This is a genomic window from Pseudomonas sp. S3_B08 (assembly GCF_054667725.1).
The window spans coordinates 1,165,516-1,183,563 of sequence record NZ_CP162750.1; the positions used below are offsets into that span (position 1 = coordinate 1,165,516).

16 protein-coding genes are annotated in these 18,048 nt (G+C 59.9%); 11 read left to right on the top strand and 5 right to left on the bottom strand.

The window, feature by feature from the left end:
* Window positions 1–25 precede the first annotated feature (25 nt).
* The 6 genes from AB4N73_RS05345 to pepN are packed head-to-tail and all read left to right on the top strand — an operon-like array spanning window position 26 to window position 6,543.
* Window positions 26–916, top strand: coding sequence for an NAD(+) kinase (locus tag AB4N73_RS05345; protein ID WP_460143018.1), 891 nt, complete (start codon window positions 26–28; stop codon window positions 914–916).
* The gene (locus AB4N73_RS05350) at window positions 916–1,887 is read left to right on the top strand and encodes a metallophosphoesterase (protein WP_095179579.1); all 972 of its coding nucleotides are present in this window, start codon (window positions 916–918) and stop codon (window positions 1,885–1,887) included. The genes AB4N73_RS05345 and AB4N73_RS05350 overlap by 1 nt, the downstream gene beginning before the upstream one ends.
* Window positions 1,884–2,753 carry a rhomboid family intramembrane serine protease gene (locus AB4N73_RS05355; protein WP_305382673.1) on the top strand — a complete coding sequence of 290 codons (870 nt, stop codon included), beginning with the start codon at window positions 1,884–1,886 and terminating at the stop codon, window positions 2,751–2,753. The genes AB4N73_RS05350 and AB4N73_RS05355 overlap by 4 nt, the downstream gene beginning before the upstream one ends.
* A gap of 34 nt (window positions 2,754–2,787) precedes the next feature.
* Window positions 2,788–3,048, top strand: coding sequence for a YeaC family protein (locus tag AB4N73_RS05360; RefSeq protein WP_016774215.1), 261 nt, complete (start codon window positions 2,788–2,790; stop codon window positions 3,046–3,048).
* Window positions 3,045–3,875, top strand: a complete 831-nt coding sequence (locus AB4N73_RS05365; protein WP_016774216.1) for a DUF2797 domain-containing protein — start codon at window positions 3,045–3,047, stop codon at window positions 3,873–3,875. Before AB4N73_RS05360 ends, AB4N73_RS05365 begins: the two co-directional genes overlap by 4 nt.
* A gap of 10 nt (window positions 3,876–3,885) precedes the next feature.
* A complete protein-coding gene (gene pepN, locus AB4N73_RS05370) occupies window positions 3,886–6,543 on the top strand; it encodes an aminopeptidase N (RefSeq protein ID WP_460143019.1) in 2,658 nt (885 codons plus the stop codon).
* Window positions 6,544–6,653: 110 nt separating this feature from the next.
* Here the strand turns inward: pepN and katG are convergent, their stop codons facing one another.
* Window positions 6,654–8,930, bottom strand: coding sequence for a catalase/peroxidase HPI (gene katG / locus AB4N73_RS05375; RefSeq protein WP_256808871.1), 2,277 nt, complete (start codon window positions 8,928–8,930; stop codon window positions 6,654–6,656).
* Window positions 8,931–9,190: 260 nt separating this feature from the next.
* Between katG and AB4N73_RS05380 the strand changes: the two genes are divergently transcribed.
* Window positions 9,191–9,619 (top strand): hypothetical protein, encoded by a 429-nt coding sequence (locus AB4N73_RS05380; RefSeq protein ID WP_256808869.1) that lies wholly within the window; start codon window positions 9,191–9,193, stop codon window positions 9,617–9,619.
* Window positions 9,620–9,628: 9 nt separating this feature from the next.
* Here the strand turns inward: AB4N73_RS05380 and AB4N73_RS05385 are convergent, their stop codons facing one another.
* Complete coding sequence (locus AB4N73_RS05385) at window positions 9,629–11,839, bottom strand: LTA synthase family protein (protein ID WP_460143020.1); 2,211 nt, start codon at window positions 11,837–11,839, stop codon at window positions 9,629–9,631.
* Between the two features lie 328 nt (window positions 11,840–12,167).
* Here AB4N73_RS05385 and AB4N73_RS05390 point away from each other — a divergent pair, with 328 nt between their 5' ends.
* Complete coding sequence (locus tag AB4N73_RS05390) at window positions 12,168–13,184, top strand: ABC transporter substrate-binding protein (RefSeq protein WP_252877876.1); 1,017 nt, start codon at window positions 12,168–12,170, stop codon at window positions 13,182–13,184.
* A 220-nt stretch (window positions 13,185–13,404) separates the two neighbouring features.
* Here the strand turns inward: AB4N73_RS05390 and AB4N73_RS05395 are convergent, their stop codons facing one another.
* Together AB4N73_RS05395 and AB4N73_RS05400 are read right to left on the bottom strand one after the other, a co-directional pair.
* Window positions 13,405–13,884, bottom strand: coding sequence for a copper chaperone PCu(A)C (locus tag AB4N73_RS05395; RefSeq protein WP_252869213.1), 480 nt, complete (start codon window positions 13,882–13,884; stop codon window positions 13,405–13,407).
* Window positions 13,884–14,489 (bottom strand): SCO family protein, encoded by a 606-nt coding sequence (locus AB4N73_RS05400; RefSeq protein ID WP_016774221.1) that lies wholly within the window; start codon window positions 14,487–14,489, stop codon window positions 13,884–13,886. The genes AB4N73_RS05395 and AB4N73_RS05400 overlap by 1 nt, the downstream gene beginning before the upstream one ends.
* 273 nt (window positions 14,490–14,762) lie before the next feature.
* On the opposite strand from AB4N73_RS05400, the gene AB4N73_RS05405 reads away from it, so the two are divergent.
* The 3 genes from AB4N73_RS05405 to AB4N73_RS05415 all read left to right on the top strand — a co-directional run bounded on the left by AB4N73_RS05405 (window position 14,763) and on the right by AB4N73_RS05415 (window position 16,793).
* Window positions 14,763–15,689, top strand: coding sequence for a Gfo/Idh/MocA family protein (locus AB4N73_RS05405; RefSeq protein WP_252869214.1), 927 nt, complete (start codon window positions 14,763–14,765; stop codon window positions 15,687–15,689).
* Window positions 15,690–15,818: 129 nt separating this feature from the next.
* Window positions 15,819–16,448, top strand: a complete 630-nt coding sequence (gene ycaC, locus AB4N73_RS05410; RefSeq protein WP_016774235.1) for an isochorismate family cysteine hydrolase YcaC — start codon at window positions 15,819–15,821, stop codon at window positions 16,446–16,448.
* A gap of 144 nt (window positions 16,449–16,592) precedes the next feature.
* Entirely contained in the window at window positions 16,593–16,793 is a 201-nt protein-coding gene (locus AB4N73_RS05415) for a hypothetical protein (RefSeq protein ID WP_016774226.1), read from the top strand.
* A gap of 509 nt (window positions 16,794–17,302) precedes the next feature.
* Here AB4N73_RS05415 and AB4N73_RS05420 read toward each other — a convergent pair.
* Window positions 17,303–18,040, bottom strand: a complete 738-nt coding sequence (locus AB4N73_RS05420) for an SDR family oxidoreductase (RefSeq protein ID WP_041480608.1) — start codon at window positions 18,038–18,040, stop codon at window positions 17,303–17,305.
* Window positions 18,041–18,048 lie beyond the last annotated feature (8 nt).

Consider the following 18,048-nt stretch of genomic DNA (forward strand, 5'->3'; position numbering starts at 1 on the left):
GTTTTCGATTGTCCGCAGAGGTCCCATGGAGCAATTTCGTAATATCGGCATCATCGGTCGCCTGGGCAGTTCCCAGGTGCTGGATACCGTCCGCCGACTGAAACGCTTTCTGCTCGACCGTCACCTGCATGTGATCCTCGAAGACACCATCGCTGAAGTCCTGCCCGGCCATGGCCTGCAAACCTCGTCGCGCAAGATGCTCGGCGAAGTTTGTGACATGGTCATCGTCGTCGGCGGTGACGGCAGCCTGCTCGGCGCCGCGCGGGCGCTGGCCGGGCACAATATTCCGGTGCTGGGCATCAACCGTGGCAGCCTTGGCTTCCTCACCGATATTCGCCCCGACGAGTTGGAAATCAAGGTCGCCGAAGTGCTCGACGGCCACTATCTGGTAGAAAACCGTTTCCTGCTGCAAGCCGAAGTGCGTCGCCATGGCGAGGCCATCGGCCAGGGCGATGCGCTCAACGACGTGGTGCTGCACCCGGGCAAATCGACGCGGATGATCGAATTCGAGCTGTACATCGACGGCCAGTTCGTCTGCAGCCAGAAGGCCGACGGCCTGATCGTCGCGACGCCCACCGGCTCCACCGCCTACGCGTTGTCCGCCGGCGGGCCGATCATGCATCCCAAGCTCGACGCTATTGTGATTGTGCCGATGTACCCCCATACCTTGTCGGGACGGCCGATCGTGGTCGATGGCAACAGTGAGCTGAAAATCGTCGTGTCCAAAGATATGCAGATCTACCCGCAGGTGTCCTGCGACGGCCAGAACCACTTCACCTGCGCACCGGGCGACACCATTACCGTGAGCAAGAAAGCGCAGAAGCTGCGCCTGATTCATCCGCTCGATCACAATTACTACGAGGTGTGCCGCACCAAGCTTGGCTGGGGCAGCAAGCTGGGGGGCGGAGGCGACTGATGCTCGATCCCGCGCGCAGTTACGACCTGATCGGTGACGTGCACGGATGCGCCATGACCCTCGAACACTTGCTGGACCGTCTCGGTTATCACAAGCAGGGCGGGGTCTGGCGGCATCCTTCACGCATGGCGGTGTTCGTCGGCGACATCATCGACCGTGGCCCGCGCATTCGCGAGGCGCTGCACATCGTCCACGACATGGTCGAGGCGGGGCAGGCGCTGTGCATCATGGGCAACCACGAATTCAACGCGCTCGGCTGGGTCACCCCGGCGCCACCGGGCAGCGGCAAGCAGTTCGTGCGCGAACACACCAAGCGCCATGCGCGGCTGTTGCAGGAAACCCTGAGCCAATTCGAGGACCATCCCGGCGACTGGCATGACTTCCAGCAGTGGTTCTACGAGCTGCCGCTGTTCGTCGATGCCGGTCGTTTCCGCGTGGTGCATGCGTGCTGGGACGCCGGGCTGATCGAGCCGCTGCGGGCGCTGTTCCCCAATGGCTGCGTCGATGAGCATTTCCTCCAGGCCTCGGCGGTGCCCGGCAGCTTCGCTTGCACCGTGTTCGACCGCTTGCTGCGCGGCACCGACATGCGCCTGCCGGGTGGCCTGACCATGACCAGTGGCGACGGTCTGGTGCGTTCGTTCTTCCGCACCAAGTTCTGGGAAGACGACCCGAAAACCTATGGCGACATCGTGTTCCAGCCCGATGCACTGCCCGAACCTGTCGCGCAGACGCCGCTGACGTCCACTGAAAAGAATTCCCTGCTGCGCTACGGCGTCGACGAGCCGTTGCTGTTCGTCGGCCACTACTGGCGCAGCGGCAAACCGGCGCCGATCCGCCCGAACCTCGCGTGCCTGGATTACAGCGCCGTGCTCTACGGCAAACTGGTGGCCTATCGTCTGGATCAGGAAACGCGCCTGGATCCGCAAAAATTTGTCTGGGTCGATGTCGAGCGGCCGGAGGTGCTGCAATGAGTGCGGTAGCGGTATTGCGCCTGCCGTTGGCGGTGGATTTGAGCGGTTTCGTCAAACTGTTGCAGCGCATGCAGGTCCCGCATCGGGTCAGCGAAGAGGCGGGCGAGCAGGTGCTGTGGGCACCAGAAGAAATCAGCGAGGACGTGCGTTCCTTGTACGAGCGCTTCCCGGCCGGCGACCCGGATCAGCAACTGAACGTACCCATGGGCCAGACCTTCAAGCGCCCGAGCTTCGCCGAGCAGCTGAAACACGCCAAAGCCACCGGATTGATTCTGCTGTTGAGCCTGATCGTCGGTGGTCTGACCTTCCTCGGCGAAAACCTCGAGACCTTGCGCTGGCTGACCTTCCTCGATTTCCGCGTGATCGGTGAGTACATCCACTTCACGCCGCTGGCCGACAGCCTCGCGGCGGGGCAGTGGTGGCGGCTGGTGACGCCGATGCTGATCCACTTCGGCATCCTCCATCTGGCCATGAACGGTATGTGGTACTGGGAGCTGGGGCGGCGCATCGAGTCGCGCCAGGGCAGCATCAACCTGATCGGCCTGACGCTGTTGTTCAGTCTGGTGTCCAACTACGCCCAGTTCGTCTGGAGCGGCCCGAGCCTGTTCGGCGGTCTGTCTGGTGTGCTTTACGGCTTGCTCGGGCATTGCTGGATCTTCCAGTTGCTGGCGCCGAACCCGGCCTATCGTCTGCCGCGCGGCGTGCTGGTGATGATGCTGGTATGGCTGGTGGTGTGCATGTCCGGGCTGATCTCGCTGATCGGTTTCGGCCAGATCGCCAACGCCGCGCACCTGAGCGGGTTACTCATCGGATGCTTTACCGGTTTGTTGGGCGGTTTGTATAACCGCCGTAAACTGGCCGTCTAACATTTTTGTTTCAGCAAAGAGCACGGAGACCCTGATGTCCTCTTTCAACGACATGATCAACAACATCACCCCGGACATCTACGAAAGCCTGAAACTGGCCGTGGAAATCGGTAAATGGTCCGACGGCAACAAACTCACTGCCGAACAGCGCGAGCTGTCGTTGCAGGCGATGATTGCCTGGGAAATCCAGAACCTGCCGGAAGACCAGCGCACTGGCTACATGGGCCCGCAAGAGTGTGCGTCGAAGTCGATCGAAGTGCCGAACATCCTGTTCAAGTCGGATGCCATCCATTGATCGAGATTGGCCGCGGTGCAATCAGCAAAATGTCGGCGCGTCTGGACGGGTCGAACGTGCAGTACGCGTTTCGTCTGGATGACGTCGAGGTGCCGGTCAATCCGTTGATCGGCAGCACGCTGCGTCTGGAGTTTTTGGGGGCGATTCACTGCACCCATTGCGGGCGCAAAACCAAAACCAGTTTCAGTCAGGGCTATTGCTACCCGTGCATGACCAAACTGGCGCAGTGCGACCTGTGCATCATGAGCCCGGAACGCTGCCACTTCGACGCCGGCACCTGCCGTGATCCGGTGTGGGGCCAGCAGTTCTGCATGACCGACCATGTGGTTTACCTGGCCAATTCGTCAGGCATCAAGGTTGGCATCACCCGTGCTACGCAGTTGCCGACCCGCTGGCTCGACCAGGGTGCGAGTCAAGCCTTGCCAATCATGCGTGTATCGACACGCCAGCAATCGGGGTTTGTCGAGGACCTGTTCCGCAGCCAGGTGGCGGACAAGACCAACTGGCGCGCGCTGCTCAAAGGTGATGCGGCGGCGGTGGATCTGGCGCAGGTGCGCGATCAGTTGTTCGAAAGCTGCGCCGAAGGCCTGCAAGGGTTGCAGGAGCGATTCGGCCTACAGGCGATTCAGACGATTGCCGATGTCGAACCGCTGGAAATCCGCTATCCCGTCGAGCAATACCCGGCGAAAATCGTCAGCTTCAACCTGGACAAGAACCCGATTGCCGAAGGCACGCTGCTGGGGATCAAGGGCCAGTACCTGATCTTCGACACCGGCGTGATCAACATTCGTAAATACACGGCGTACCAGCTCGCCGTGCATCAATAAGGATTCCAGCATGCGCACCGAACAACCGAAGATGATTTACCTCAAGGACTATCAGGCACCCGAGTACCTGATCGACGAAACCCACCTGACCTTCGAGTTGTTCGAGGACCACAGCCTGGTTCACGCGCAACTGGTGATGCGCCGCAACCCTGAACGCGGCGCCGGCCTGCCGCCGCTGGTGCTCGACGGCCAGCAACTGGAGCTGCTGTCGGTAACTCTGGCGGATCAGGAGCTGAGCGCCGCTGACTATCAAGTCTCCGACAGCCACCTGACTCTGCAGCCAACCAGTGAAACCTTCACCCTCGACACCAGCGTGCGCATCCACCCGGAAACCAACACCGCGCTGGAAGGCCTGTACAAGTCCGGCACGATGTTCTGCACCCAGTGCGAGGCCGAAGGCTTCCGCAAGATCACCTATTACCTCGACCGCCCGGACGTGATGAGCAAGTTCACCACCACCGTCGTGGCCGAACAGCACAGCTACCCGGTGTTGCTCTCCAACGGTAACCCGATCGCTTCCGGCCCCGGCGAAGACGGCCGGCACTGGGCGACCTGGGAAGATCCTTTCAAGAAACCGGCGTACCTGTTTGCGCTGGTCGCCGGTGATCTGTGGTGCGTCGAAGACACCTTCACCACCATGAGCCAGCGCAATGTCGCGCTGCGCATTTACGTCGAGCCGGAAAACATCGACAAGTGCCAGCACGCGATGAACAGCCTGAAGAAATCCATGCGCTGGGATGAAGAGGTGTACGGTCGCGAGTACGATCTGGACATCTTCATGATCGTCGCCGTCAACGATTTCAACATGGGCGCGATGGAGAACAAGGGCCTCAACATCTTCAACTCCAGCGCCGTGCTGGCCCGCGCCGAAACCGCGACCGACGCCGCGCACCAGCGGGTCGAGGCGATCGTCGCCCACGAATACTTCCACAACTGGTCGGGCAACCGCGTGACCTGCCGCGACTGGTTCCAGTTGTCGCTGAAGGAAGGCTTCACGGTGTTCCGCGATGCCGGTTTCTCCTCGGACATGAACTCGGCGACGGTCAAGCGCATTCAGGACGTGGCGTACCTGCGTACTCACCAGTTCGCCGAAGATGCCGGGCCGATGGCCCACGCCGTGCGTCCGGACAGCTTCATCGAGATTTCCAACTTCTACACCCTGACCGTGTACGAAAAGGGTTCGGAAGTGGTCGGCATGATCCACACCCTGCTGGGCGCCGAAGGCTTCCGTAAGGGCAGCGATCTGTATTTCGAACGCCACGACGGTCAGGCCGTGACCTGCGACGACTTCGTCAAGGCCATGGAAGATGCCAATGGCGTTGATCTCAGTCAGTTCAAACGCTGGTACAGCCAGGCCGGCACACCGCGTCTGGCCGTCAGCGAGTCCTACGACGCTGCGGCGAAAACCTACAGCCTGACCTTCCGCCAGAGCTGCCCGCCGACCCCGGACAAGGTAGAAAAACTGCCGTTCGTGATTCCGGTCGAGCTCGGCCTGCTCGACAGCCAGGGCAATGAAATCGCTCTGCGTCTGGCTGGCGAAGCCTCGGCACAAGGCACCACTCGGGTGATTTCGGTAACCGAAGCCGAGCAGACCTTCACTTTTGTCGACATCAACGAACAGCCGCTGCCGTCGCTGCTGCGTGGCTTCTCGGCGCCAGTGAAATTGAGTTTCCCGTACAACCGCGACCAACTGATGTTCCTGATGCAGCACGACAGCGACGGCTTCAACCGCTGGGATGCCGGTCAGCAACTTTCGGTGCAAGTGCTTCAAGAGTTGATCGGCCAGCATCAGAAAGGCGAGAGCCTGAAGCTCGATCCGCGTCTGGTGTCGGCGCTGCGCACGGTGCTGTCCGACGAGTCGCTGGATCAGGCGATGGTTGCCGAAATGCTCTCGCTGCCGGGTGAGGCTTATCTCACCGAGATCAGCGAAGTGGCCGACGTCGAGGCGATTCATGTCGCGCGCGAATTTGCCCGCAAGCAACTCGCCGAAGGCTTGTTCGAAGCGCTGTGGCTGCGTTATCAGGCCAACCGCGATCTGTCGAAAAAGACTCCGTACCTGGCCGAAGCCGAGCACTTCGCCCGTCGCGCCTTGCAGAACATCGCCCTGTCGTACCTGATGCTCAGCGGCAAGCCGGAAGTGCTGGCAGCGGCGCTGGAGCAATTCGAGGCTGCCGACAACATGACCGAGCGCCTGACCGCGCTGGCGGTGCTGGTCAACTCGCCTTTCGAAGAGCAGAAGGCCCTGGCTTTGGCCAGCTTCGCCGAGCACTTCAAGGACAATCCGCTGGTCATGGACCAGTGGTTCAGCGTGCAGGCCGGCAGCACGTTGCCGGGCGGTTTGGCGCGCGTCAAGGCGTTGATGCAGCACCCGGCGTTCAACATCAAGAACCCGAACAAGGTGCGGGCACTGATCGGCGCGTTCGCCGGGCAGAACCTGATCAACTTCCACGCGGCGGACGGTTCCGGTTATCGCTTCCTTGCCGATCTGGTGATCGAACTGAACGGTTTCAACCCACAGATCGCCTCACGTCAATTGGCACCGCTGACCCGCTGGCGCAAATACGACAGCGCGCGCCAGGCGTTGATGAAGGCTGAACTGGAGCGGATTCTGGCGTCCGGGTCGCTGTCCAGTGATGTGTATGAAGTGGTGAGCAAAAGCCTGGCTTGACGCCGATTAAATGTTGGGGCGTTTAATTGATCGTTCCCATGCTCTGCGTGGGAACGATCAACAAAAAAATGCCGCTCAACGAGCGGCATTTTCATTGGCACAACAAACAGCTATTTACGCAGATCAAACCGATCCAGATTCATCACCTTCGTCCATGCCTTGACGAAATCGTTGACGAACTGCGCCTTCGCGTCGGAACTGGCATAGACCTCGGCCAATGCGCGCAATTGCGCATTGGAGCCGAACACCAGATCCACCCGCGTCGCCGTCCACTTTGGCGCCCCGGTCTTGCGGTCACGGCCTTCAAACTCATCGGCATCCCGTGACGTTGGGGTCCACTCCACACCCATGTCCAGCAGGTGGGTGAAGAAGTCATTGCTCAGCGTTTCGGTTTTATCGGTGAACACGCCATGCCGCGTCTGGCCGACATTGGTGTTCAATACCCGCAAACCACCCAGCAGCACGGTCATTTCTGGTGCCGTGAGAGTCAGCAACTGCGCCTTGTCGATCAGCAGGGTTTCTGCCGCAACCGTGTATTTGCCTTTGCTGTAATTGCGGAAGCCATCGGCGATCGGTTCCAGGAAGCCGAACGATTCGACATCGGTCTGCTCCTGCGAAGCATCGACGCGGCCCGGTGAAAACGGCACCGACACCGAATGCCCGGCGTTCTGCGCGGCTTTTTCCACCCCGGCATTACCGGCCAGGACGATCAGGTCCGCCAACGAGATCTTCTTGCCATTGGCAGCAGAACCGTTGAACTCGTTCTGAATGCTTTCCAGCGTGCTCAGCACTTTGTCCAGTTGTTCGGGCTGGTTGGCCTGCCAGAACTTCTGCGGGGCCAGACGCAAGCGTCCGCCGTTGGCGCCACCGCGCTTGTCCGAGCCGCGGAACGTCGACGCCGCCGCCCACGCGGTCGAAACCAGTTGCGACACCGACAGTCCTGAATTCAGCACCTTGGTTTTCAGCGCCGCAGCGTCGCTGTCGTCAATCAGCGGGTGCGTCACGTCGGGCAGCGGGTCTTGCCAGAGCAATTCCTCTTGTGGCATTTCCGGGCCGAGGTAGCGAGAGAGCGGACCCATGTCACGATGGATCAGCTTGTACCAGGCGCGGGCGAATGCGTCGGCGAGCTGATCGGGATTGGCCAGGAAACGCCGGGAGATCTGCTCGTATGCAGGATCGAAGCGCAACGCCAGGTCGGAGGTGAGCATGGTCGGCGAGAGCTTCTTGTTCGGATCGTGAGCGTGGGGAACGGTGCCGGCACCGGCGCCGTTTTTCGGTTGCCACTGATGGGCGCCCGCCGGGCTTTTGGTCAGCTCCCACTCGAAGCCGAACAGGTTTTCCAGATAGTTGTTGCTCCACTGTGTGGGCGTGGTGGTCCAGGTTACCTCCAGACCACTGGTGATGGTGTCGGCGCCTTTACCGGTGCCGAAGGCGTTTTTCCAGCCCAGACCCTGTTGCTCAAGGCCAGCCGCTTCCGGTTCGGGACCGACATTGTCGGCCGGGCCGGCGCCGTGGGTCTTGCCGAACGCGTGGCCGCCGGCGATCAGCGCCACGGTTTCTTCGTCGTTCATGGCCATGCGGCCGAAGGTTTCGCGAATATCCTTGGCCGAGGCCACCGGATCCGGGTTGCCTTCCGGGCCTTCCGGGTTGACGTAGATCAGGCCCATCTGCACGGCGGCGAGGGGATTTTCCAGATTGCGTTCGCCCTGATCGGTGCGGCTTTCTTCACTGCCATGCAAATCGGGCTCAGCCACCAGCGTGCCGTCACCGGGCTCTTGCACTGGGCCATTGCTCTTGCCGTAACGGTTGTCGCCGCCCAGCCACTCGGTTTCCGAGCCCCAGTAAACATCTTCATCCGGTTCCCAGACATCGGCGCGGCCCCCGGAAAAACCGAAGGTCTTGAAGCCCATGGATTCCAGCGCGACGTTGCCGGTAAGCACGATCAGGTCAGCCCAGGAAATATTGCGCCCGTATTTCTGCTTGATCGGCCACAGCAGGCGGCGGGCCTTGTCGAGGCTGACGTTGTCCGGCCAGCTGTTGAGAGGGGCGAAGCGTTGCTGACCGGAGCCGGCGCCGCCACGGCCATCGGCGGTGCGATAGGTCCCGGCGCTGTGCCAGGCCATGCGCACGAACAGCGGGCCGTAGTGGCCAAAGTCGGCCGGCCACCAGTCCTGGGAGTCAGTCATCAGCGCTCTGATGTCTTGTTTCAGCGCCTGAAAATCGAGGCTTTTGAAGGCTTTGGCGTAGTCGAAGTCCTGGCCCAGCGGATCGGACTTGGGGGAATGCTGGCTGAGGATTTTCAGATTGAGTTGATTCGGCCACCAGTCACGGTTCGTCGTACCGCCGCCGGCGGCGTGGTTGAACGGGCATTTCGATTCGTTTGCCATGTTCGGATCCCTATCAGGTCTGCGGCCGGCTCGTGCCGACTTCGGACTGGTAAGGCTAGACCCGAGTTGGCAAGTCGGCTAATAGCCGCAGTCTTGGCAGGCGATAGGCAGGCTCTCTTGCTAGCGCGATATCGTGATGAAAAAGCAGCGTTATTTCGAAGCGATCTTAAAAACTGTCAGCTTTGACAGTTGTTGATACCACGCAATCCCAATACGTTGGAGTCAACGCAACGTCACCTTTACCTAAAGGGAATATCGACATGTATCAGGACAAAACAAGTGACCTTATGAACAAACGAAATGCTACCGGTAGCTTCGTCGCGTTTCTCGATGACGATAAATTTCTGGAGAGCAAGTTATGTGTTTATGCACAGACCGAGAAGGAATTTATCATCATCGGAACTGAAGATTTTATAAACACGGTCGATTTGTCTGTGCCGAATGCGTTAGAGGGAGATGGTCCTCACACAGTGATTTTTCCAACCATGGGGCGGCATTGGAAGGTTGTGATCAATCATTTTGACCAACCCATTATTGAGGGTGAACTCATCGTCACCTTTTCCAATTTTCGCAAAACCGTAACAGGCACTTTTGCTCTGGATCTGGGACAAGCCGGGAAAGTGACAGGCAATTTCGATCTTACACTCGTTACCCCGAAGCAAAGTGACAGGCGAGTGCAGCCTTTATAAATAAAGGCGTCAACTCGATTGCGCGGTGTCGTCCTCGGGCACGTCATCAAGAATGTCATCCTGCCCAGGCAGTTCAGTGATCACGCTGAAGTCCGATACTTCAACCGCGCCATTGCCGTAGCCCAGCAAATGAAACGAGAAGGCTTTGCGCGGCTGCGGGTTTTCAAAGCTGAAATCCATCTCCAGCGGCTGATCCGCCGTGGCTACCATTTCTGCTGGCAGGCCCAGTTGCACGTCCTGTTCAAATTCCTTGGCCTTGAGCTGAATGTACGCCGCCTGCTGCGGATCGACCGAGCGCACGGTCAGGCGCACGCGGGTGTGCGAGCCTTTGGGCATTTCCAGGTATTGCGCGCCGATCAGGTTGTCGGCCCAGTCATCCTTGATCTGCGCTTGCAGAGGGATGATGTTGTTGCTGCCGAACTGGTAGCGATGATTGAGCGGTGTGCGCAGCAAGGACAGGTCCAGCGCATCGGCGCGCGCGGCGATCTGCCGGGCCGGGTGGCCGCTGTAGGTGCCTTTGTATGTGGCACTTTCGGCGATGAAACCGGTGCTTTGGTAATAGCGGCAGCGGCGCGGCAGGTCGCACTCGGAGAAGATGCCCTGACCGTTGTGGTAACGCAGTTTGCCGTTGGTGAACGACATGATTTCTCGCCCCGAATCGTAGTCGCGAAACAGCGACCGCCCGCTCAGCGCAGTCGGCACCGGCAGGTCGAAATAGTCGAGGATCGAGGTGCTCAGATCGACGTGACCATAAACCCCGGCATTCAGACGCGGCAGTTGCGCCTGCTCCGGTGCCAGCGTCAGGTTGAAACCCCACGAGGAGGCCAGCCGCACGCCGTCGATGCCATGGGATTCATCCGAGGTGATCACCACCAGTGTGTCCTTGAGAACGCCCTGGCGCTCCAGCCCTGAAAGAAACTGATCCAGCGCATCGTCGAGATAACCGACGGCAGCCTGCTTGGGCGTCTCATAACGCTGCAGATAATCCTCCGGTGCGGAGTAGGGCTGATGGGTGCCGACCGTCAGCAGAGTCAACATCCACGGCTGCTTTTGCTTTTTCAACTGGCCGACGTAATCCAGCGCGCCTTCAAAAAACGCCTTGTCATCCTTGCCCCACGGGAACTCCAGATAGTTGCTGTTGCTGAACCATTCCAGGCCGTGGGTCGCATCGAAACCGATGTGCGGCATGATCTTGTCTTTGGCCATGAAGCGCAGGCCGGCGCCCTGCAAATAATGAGTGCTGAAGCCGTGTTCGCGCAGCTGCGCCGGCAGGCAGGCCTGATTGCGTTCGTTGAGGGTGAGCATTTCCACGCCTTTGGGCGTGCCGTTGTTGAGCTTGTCGTAGTCACCGCACAGCATGGCGTACAGACCGCGAATGGTCTGATGGGTGTGCAGCACGTAATCCGGTGTGTTCATGCCGCGCTCGGCCCAGCGGCTGAGGTTGGGCATCAGGTCTTCCTGATAGTGACTGTCGATCGCCTCGCGGTTGGCGCGGATGTAGGCGCCGGGAATGCCTTCCAAAGCGATGATCAATACGTTGCGCGCCTGCCCCGGCGCGGCCAGCAGCTTCTGGCCATTGAGATCGACGTCGGTGAGCCCGGCCATCGCAGGTGTCGGTTCTTCGACGTCGCCGTCCAGCCACTCCTCGGCCTGGATCTGCAAGTCGGCCACTTCGCTAGCGAGCAATTGATGGGGCAGGTTGTACAGGCGCCAGGCGTCGCCGTCATTCGGCCACAGGTTTAGCGCGCCCCAGTGCGCGGCGAACAAAACGATCGGCGCTGCCCAGGCCGCGCGCGGCAATGCCGGACGAGCCAGACCGCGCCCCACAAATTGGGCCAGCAGCCAGAAAACCAACGCAACCAGCAAGGCAATGGCCAGGGCAGGGTGCGCAAGTCCGCCGCCAGTGGAGTTCTCGACGAACTGCGGGTCGATCAGGTAGTGAACATCCGAAGGCGTCGGCAGGCGGCCGACGGCGCTGACCAATTCTGCCGTGGCGATCGCCAGCAGCGCCCAAATCACCAGCACCGGCAAGGCCAGCCACCACGTACGGCGATGCAGCGCTACCACCAGCAGACTACCCACGGCCAGATCCGACAAAAAGCCCAGCGGTGTCGACCAGCCCAACGCTGCACGCAGGCACACCGGCACGATCATTACCAAAACGATTAGAGAAAGAAGGCGGGCATTCGGCCGCCGCAGCCAGTTGAAAAGAGCGCTCACAAAAAAGGCCTGCTTGTCATCAAAGGGTCAAAAAAGTGTGGGTGATGATATCAAGGGCAGGAAGGCTGATCGGCTTTTTAAAACCTGCGGCCGGCGATCCCCGAAACGGCGCGTGCCCATAGCGGGCGTGGGTTGTGGGGCGCAGTGCCATTTTTCCCGAGGGCAGTTTTTTGTTTCAGACTGTTGTAGGTTCATCCACTGCTCCTGAATTCCGGCAGCAGACGTCAAATCGCTCAGTGCTATCGATATGCGATAAGGATATTTAATTTCTATTTTTTATAGCTATAAAGTCAGGCCTTTCAGCCCACCCCCATGCTGCGAGGTTGTCATGGCCACACCGTTCAAACGTTCTGCGCTGACTCTGTTGGCCGCTACTCTGGCAGCGGGTGCGCTGTTCAGTAGCGGCGCCCAAGCCGAGGGCAGGATCAGCATCGCCCAGCAATTCGGCATTGGTTACCTGATTCTCGATGTCGTGCGAGATCAAAAGTTGATCGAGAAACACGGTAAGGCTCAAGGCCTGGAGATCAAGGTCGACTGGAACAGCATTTCCGGCGCCACGGCGATGAACGAGGCGCTGCTGACCGGAGCGCTGGATGTGGTCTCGGCCGGCGTGCCGCCGATGCTCACAGTGTGGGACCGCACCAAGGGCAAGCAGAACGTCAAAGCCATCGCCGCGCTGGGCTCGATGCCCAATTACCTGCTGACCAACAACCCGAACATCAAAACCCTCAAGGACTTCAGCGACAAGGACCGTATCGCCGTGCCGGCCGCAGGCGTGGGTTTTCAGTCGCGCACCCTGCAAATTGAAACCGCGAAAGAATTCGGTGATGACCAGTTCAAGAAATTCGATAACATTTCAGTCAGCCTGCCGCACCCGGACGCCACCGCTGCGCTGATCGCCGGCGGCTCGGAAATCAACTCGCATTTCTCCAGCCCACCGTTCCAGTATCAGGCTCTGCAAAACCCCAACGTGCACAAAGTGCTGAGTTCCTACGACATCCTCGGCGGCCCGGCGACGTTCAACGTGCTCTACACCACGGAAAAATTCCACGACGAAAACCCGAAAACCTACAAGGCGTTCTACGACGCACTGGCCGAAGCCGAGCAGATCATCAAAGCCGACAAGCCCGCCGCTGCCCAAGCCTACATCCGCGTCGAACAATCGAAACTGCCGCTGGCTCTGGTCGAGCAAATCGTCAAAGACCCGGAAATCGACTTCACCGTCGTACCGCAACGCACGTTTATATATGCCGAGAAATTGCAGGAACTGGGCGTGTTGAAGAACAAAGCGGCGAGCTGGAAGGATTACTTCTTTGAAGAAGCGCATGGTGGTGCGGGGAGTTGAGGGATTGGGCATCACCCAGAATTAATGTGGGAGCGAGCCTGCTCGCGAAAGTAGAGTTTCAGCCACAGATGATTTGACTGACCTGACGCCTTCGCGAGCAGGCTCGCTCCCACAGGTTTAGCGGCGTAAGCCTTCTTCCGGCCAATAAAAAACGGGGCGGCCCGATCATCGATCAGGCCGCCCCGTTTATGTGTCGGGCGAACAGTCTTTCCGTCAGCGATCAATGCATCTTGCTGTGATCGTGGCCGCCCATGTTGGTCAGCGCGCGAACCGGTGCTTTGACTTCGATGGTTTCTTTCTCGCCCTTGGTGTTTTCCACTGTCAGGGTCAGCGGCACGCTGTCGCCTTCCTTCAACTGACCATTCAGGCCCATCAGCATGACGTGGTAGCCGTTCGGGTCGAAGCTCACGGCTTTGCCGGCAGGCAGCTCAACGGACTTCACCGGGCCCATGGTCATCACATCGTTCTTCATGCTCATTTCATGAATCTGAACGTCCTTGGCCACTGGCGAGGCAACGCTGAGCAGCTTGCTGTCGGTGTCGGCAGTGACGGTCATGAACGCGCCGCTGGCGGACTGGGTCGGCACGGTGGCACGGACCCAGGCATCGTCGACTTTGGTCTGCGCCGACACCTGGAAGGCCAGGCCGAGCAGGGACAGTGCACATACGGTGCGTTTGAGGTGATTCAGAACGGGATGCATCAGCAGACCTCCATAACAGTAAGCAAATCTTCCGTGCACTCTTGGGCTGTCAGCGAAGTGGACAGGCCCAGGCGCAACTCACCACGCGAGTCGTAGACGTAGCTGGTGGACGTATGGGAGATGGTGTAGGTGTCGCCGGCGGGGACTTTCTCGTAGAACACGTCGAATTCCTTGGCGGTGGCCTTGGTTTCCTCAAGTGTGCCGTACAGCGCGACGAAGCTCGGATCGAAGGCTTTGACGTAGGCGTCGAGGATCTGCGGCGTGTCGCGCTCAGGGTCAAGGGTGATGAACACCACTTGCAGGCGGTCGCCGTCGCGGCCCATGAGTTTCTTGATCTGCGCGGCGCGGGCCAGGGTGGTGGGGCAAACGGCCGGGCATTGGGTGAAGCCGAAGAAGATCATCGGCATCATCCCGCGAAAGCTCGACAGCGACATGGTTTCGCCTTCGGGGTTCTTCAGCTTGAAGGTGCGTCCGAGGATCTTGTCGCTCAGATCCTTGCCGTACTTGTACGACAGTTGGCCACGTGTGTCGCAACCGGCGAGCAGGCCGAGCCCGAGCACGCCCATTCCCGCAAGTACCTTGCGGCGAGTCAACAAAGCCGTCATCTAATACCGCCTTTTGCAGCCCGCGAGTCGGCAGGACTGGCGGGGGGTTAACCGTAAAAGCGCCGCATGATAGCAAACTGAGGCTGATCGCCGGCTGCCGATCGCCGCGCGGTGCGGGATCGGACGACAAAAGGTGTAAGAAGAAATGACGAATAAGCGATGCGTTCGCCGCGACCAAACTTGATTTAAATAGTATGACGATTGGAGGCGAGCGCAGAAACACGTACTCTTGCCGCTGCGCTGCAAAGACCAAAACAACAACAGGAGTCTGTAATGCAACCGATTCGTCTCGGCCTGGTGGGCTACGGCAAGATCGCCCAGGATCAACACGTCCCCGCCATCCTCGCCAACCCGGCGTTCCAGTTGGTGGCGGTCGCTACCCAAGGCAAACCTTGCGTCGGCGTGGAAAACTTCCAGTCGCTGGGCGAACTGCTCGAAAACGGCCCGACTGTCGACGCAATTGCGTTCTGCACGCCGCCACAGGGGCGCTTCGCACTGGTGCAACAGGCGTTGGCGGCCGGCAAGCACGTGCTGGTGGAAAAACCGCCCTGTGCGACATTGGGCGAGGCTATGGCCCTGGTCGATCAAGTCGCCGATCAAGGCGTCAGCGCTTTGTTCGCCTGGCATTCACGCTACGCACCGGGCATCGCCGCCGCCCGTGACTGGTTGGCCAGCCGCACCCTGCAAAGCGTTCGGATCGACTGGAAGGAAGACGTACGCAAGTGGCATCCGGGTCAAGCGTGGATCTGGCAGCCGGGCGGCCTCGGCGTCTTCGACCCGGGCATCAACGCGCTGTCGATCGTCACCCACTTGCTGGCGCTGCCGCTGTTTGTCGAAGCCGCCGAACTGCGCGTGCCGAGCAACTGCCAGTCGCCGATTGCTGCCTCGATCAAAATGTCCGATGCGCAGCAGTTGGACGTTCGCGCCGAGTTCGATTTCGACCATGGCCACGACGAACTGTGGAGCATCGAAATCCGCTGCGTCGAAGGCGTCCTGCGTCTGGACAATGGCGGCGCGGTGCTAAGCATCGACGGCGTGAAGCAAAGCGTGTCGGAGGAGGGCGAGTACGCAGCGGTCTACCGCCACTTCCAGCAATTGATCGGCGACAAGGCCAGCGACCTCGACCTGCAACCATTGCGCCTGGTAGCGGACAGTTTCTTTGTCGGCAGCCGGGCGTTGGTTGAGCCGTTTTACGATTGAAGTGGATTGTCCGGTTTGAGTGGACGGTGTAACCCTTTTCAAGCGATTTATCCCTTTGCTGTGCGTCAGTAATCTGTACCCAACTTGAACGCAACAACAAAACTCCAAACTTGAAAAGGGACGCACACCATGACCACTCCAACCTACAACCGCCTGAACAAAGACGACGCTATCGTGCTGCTGGTTGACCACCAGACCGGTCTGATCTCGCTGGTGCAGGACTTCTCGCCGAACGAGTTCAAGAACAACGTGCTGGCGCTGGCGGATCTGGCCAAGTTCTTTGACCTGCCAACCATCCTCACCACCAGCTTCGAACAAGGCCCGAACGGCCCGCTGGTACCGGAGTTGAAAGAGATGTTCCCGGACGCGCCGTACATCGCTCGCCCAGGTCAGATCAACGCTTGGGACAACGAAGACTTCGTCAAGGCAATCAAGGCCACCGGGCGCAAGCAGATCATCATTGCCGGTGTCGTAACGGATGTCTGTGTAGCGTTCCCGACCCTGTCGGCGCTGGCGGAAGGTTTTGATGTGTTTGTGGTGACTGATGCGTCCGGCACCTTCAACACCACTGTTCAGCAAGCCGCGTGGAGCCGCATGACTCAGGCTGGCGCGCAGATGATGAACTGGTTCTCGGTGGCCTGTGAGCTGCACCGCGACTGGCGCAACGATATTGAAGGTCTGGGTAACCTGCTGTCGCAGCGTATTCCCAACTACCGCAACCTGATGAACAGCTACTCGGCGCTGACGCAGCAGAAGTAAGCCTCCCATCCAAAGCTAAAGCCTGCCTCGAAAGCAGGCTTTTGCGTTTTCTACAGAACGCCGTTCGTCCATTGCCGGGCACTTGTCACGCGCCGGCATTTCACACGTTCAGGTACCTATCGCTGAATCACATCGGAGACCGACATGGACATTGATGAAAACGCACCGGGCAACCAGTCGCAACAAGCCGTGACGCGCACCACCGACAACGAGACGGGGCACGATCCCAAGCGGGAAAATCCCGAGGTGCCTTTGCCGCCGGACGATGAGGCACCGGTCGAGGAAGATATGTCAGATGTGGATGCGGCCAACTCGGTGTCAACCGAACATCCGCCGTCACGCTGATCGAGCGATTTAATCGATGCCTCCCACTCTGGAATTAGAGTGAGAGGCTCTCCCGCGCACCCTTATGCAGTTCAGTCACCGACATCGTGAAAACCAGTATCGACCGGCCAGGGTTGGAATATCCGTGCGCTAAATCCCCGGTGGGAGCGAGCCTGCTCGCGAAGACGGCGACACATCCAGCATCTTTGCCGACTGACCCAGCGCTTTCGCGAGCAGGCTCGCTCCCACAATGTTCCGTGTTGTCCATTGATTTGGTTGCGCCACAAAACCCTGTGGGAGCGGGCTTGCCCGCGAAGACGGCGGCACATCCAGCATCTTCGCCGACTGACCCAGCGCTTTCGCGAGCAGGCTAGCTCCCACAATGTTCCGTGTTGACCAATTATTTGGTGGTGCCACAAATCCCCGGTGGGAGCGAGCCTGCTCGCGAAGACGGCGGTACATTCAACATCTTTGCCGACTGACCCAGCGCTTTCGCGAGCAGGCTCGCTCCCACAGATTCACTCCTGGTCTCAGTAAGGGCTCGCGGTCGGGCGCACGATCAGTTCGCTGACGTCGACATCCGCCGGTTGTTCGACGGCATACGCAATCGCGCGGGCGATGGCTTCGGCGGGGATGGCGATCTTGCGGAATGACTTCATCTCTTCGCGGCCGCCTTCATCGGAAATGCTCTCGGCCAGTTCCGATTCGGTCACGCCCGGTGCGATGACGGTGACGCGGATATCGCCACCGACTTCCTGGCGCAAGCCTTCGGAAATGGCCCGCACTGCGTATTTGGTTGCGCAGTACACCGCTGCGGTGGGGCTGACCGCGTAGGCGCCGATCGAGGCGATGTTGATGATCTGCCCGGCGCGCTGGCGCTGCATCAACGGCAGACTGGCGGCGATGCCGTGGAGCACGCCACGGATGTTGACGTCGATCATGCGGTTCCACTCATCGACCTTCAGCGCGTCCAGCCGTGACAACGGCATGACCCCGGCGTTGTTGACCAGCACATCGACGCGGCCGTAATGCTCGACGGCGAAATCAACGAAGCGCTGCACATCCTGCTGATCGGTGACGTCCAGTGCGCGGAACTGCGCGTGGCCGCCGGCGCTATTGATCCCTTCGGCAATCACTGCCAGACGCTCGGTGCGCCGAGCCCCCAACACCACTTTGGCGCCACGTTCGGCGAGCAGGCGTGCGGTGGCTTCGCCGATGCCGCTGCTGGCGCCGGTAATCACGATCACTTTTTCTTGAATGTTCAGCATGATGTCGT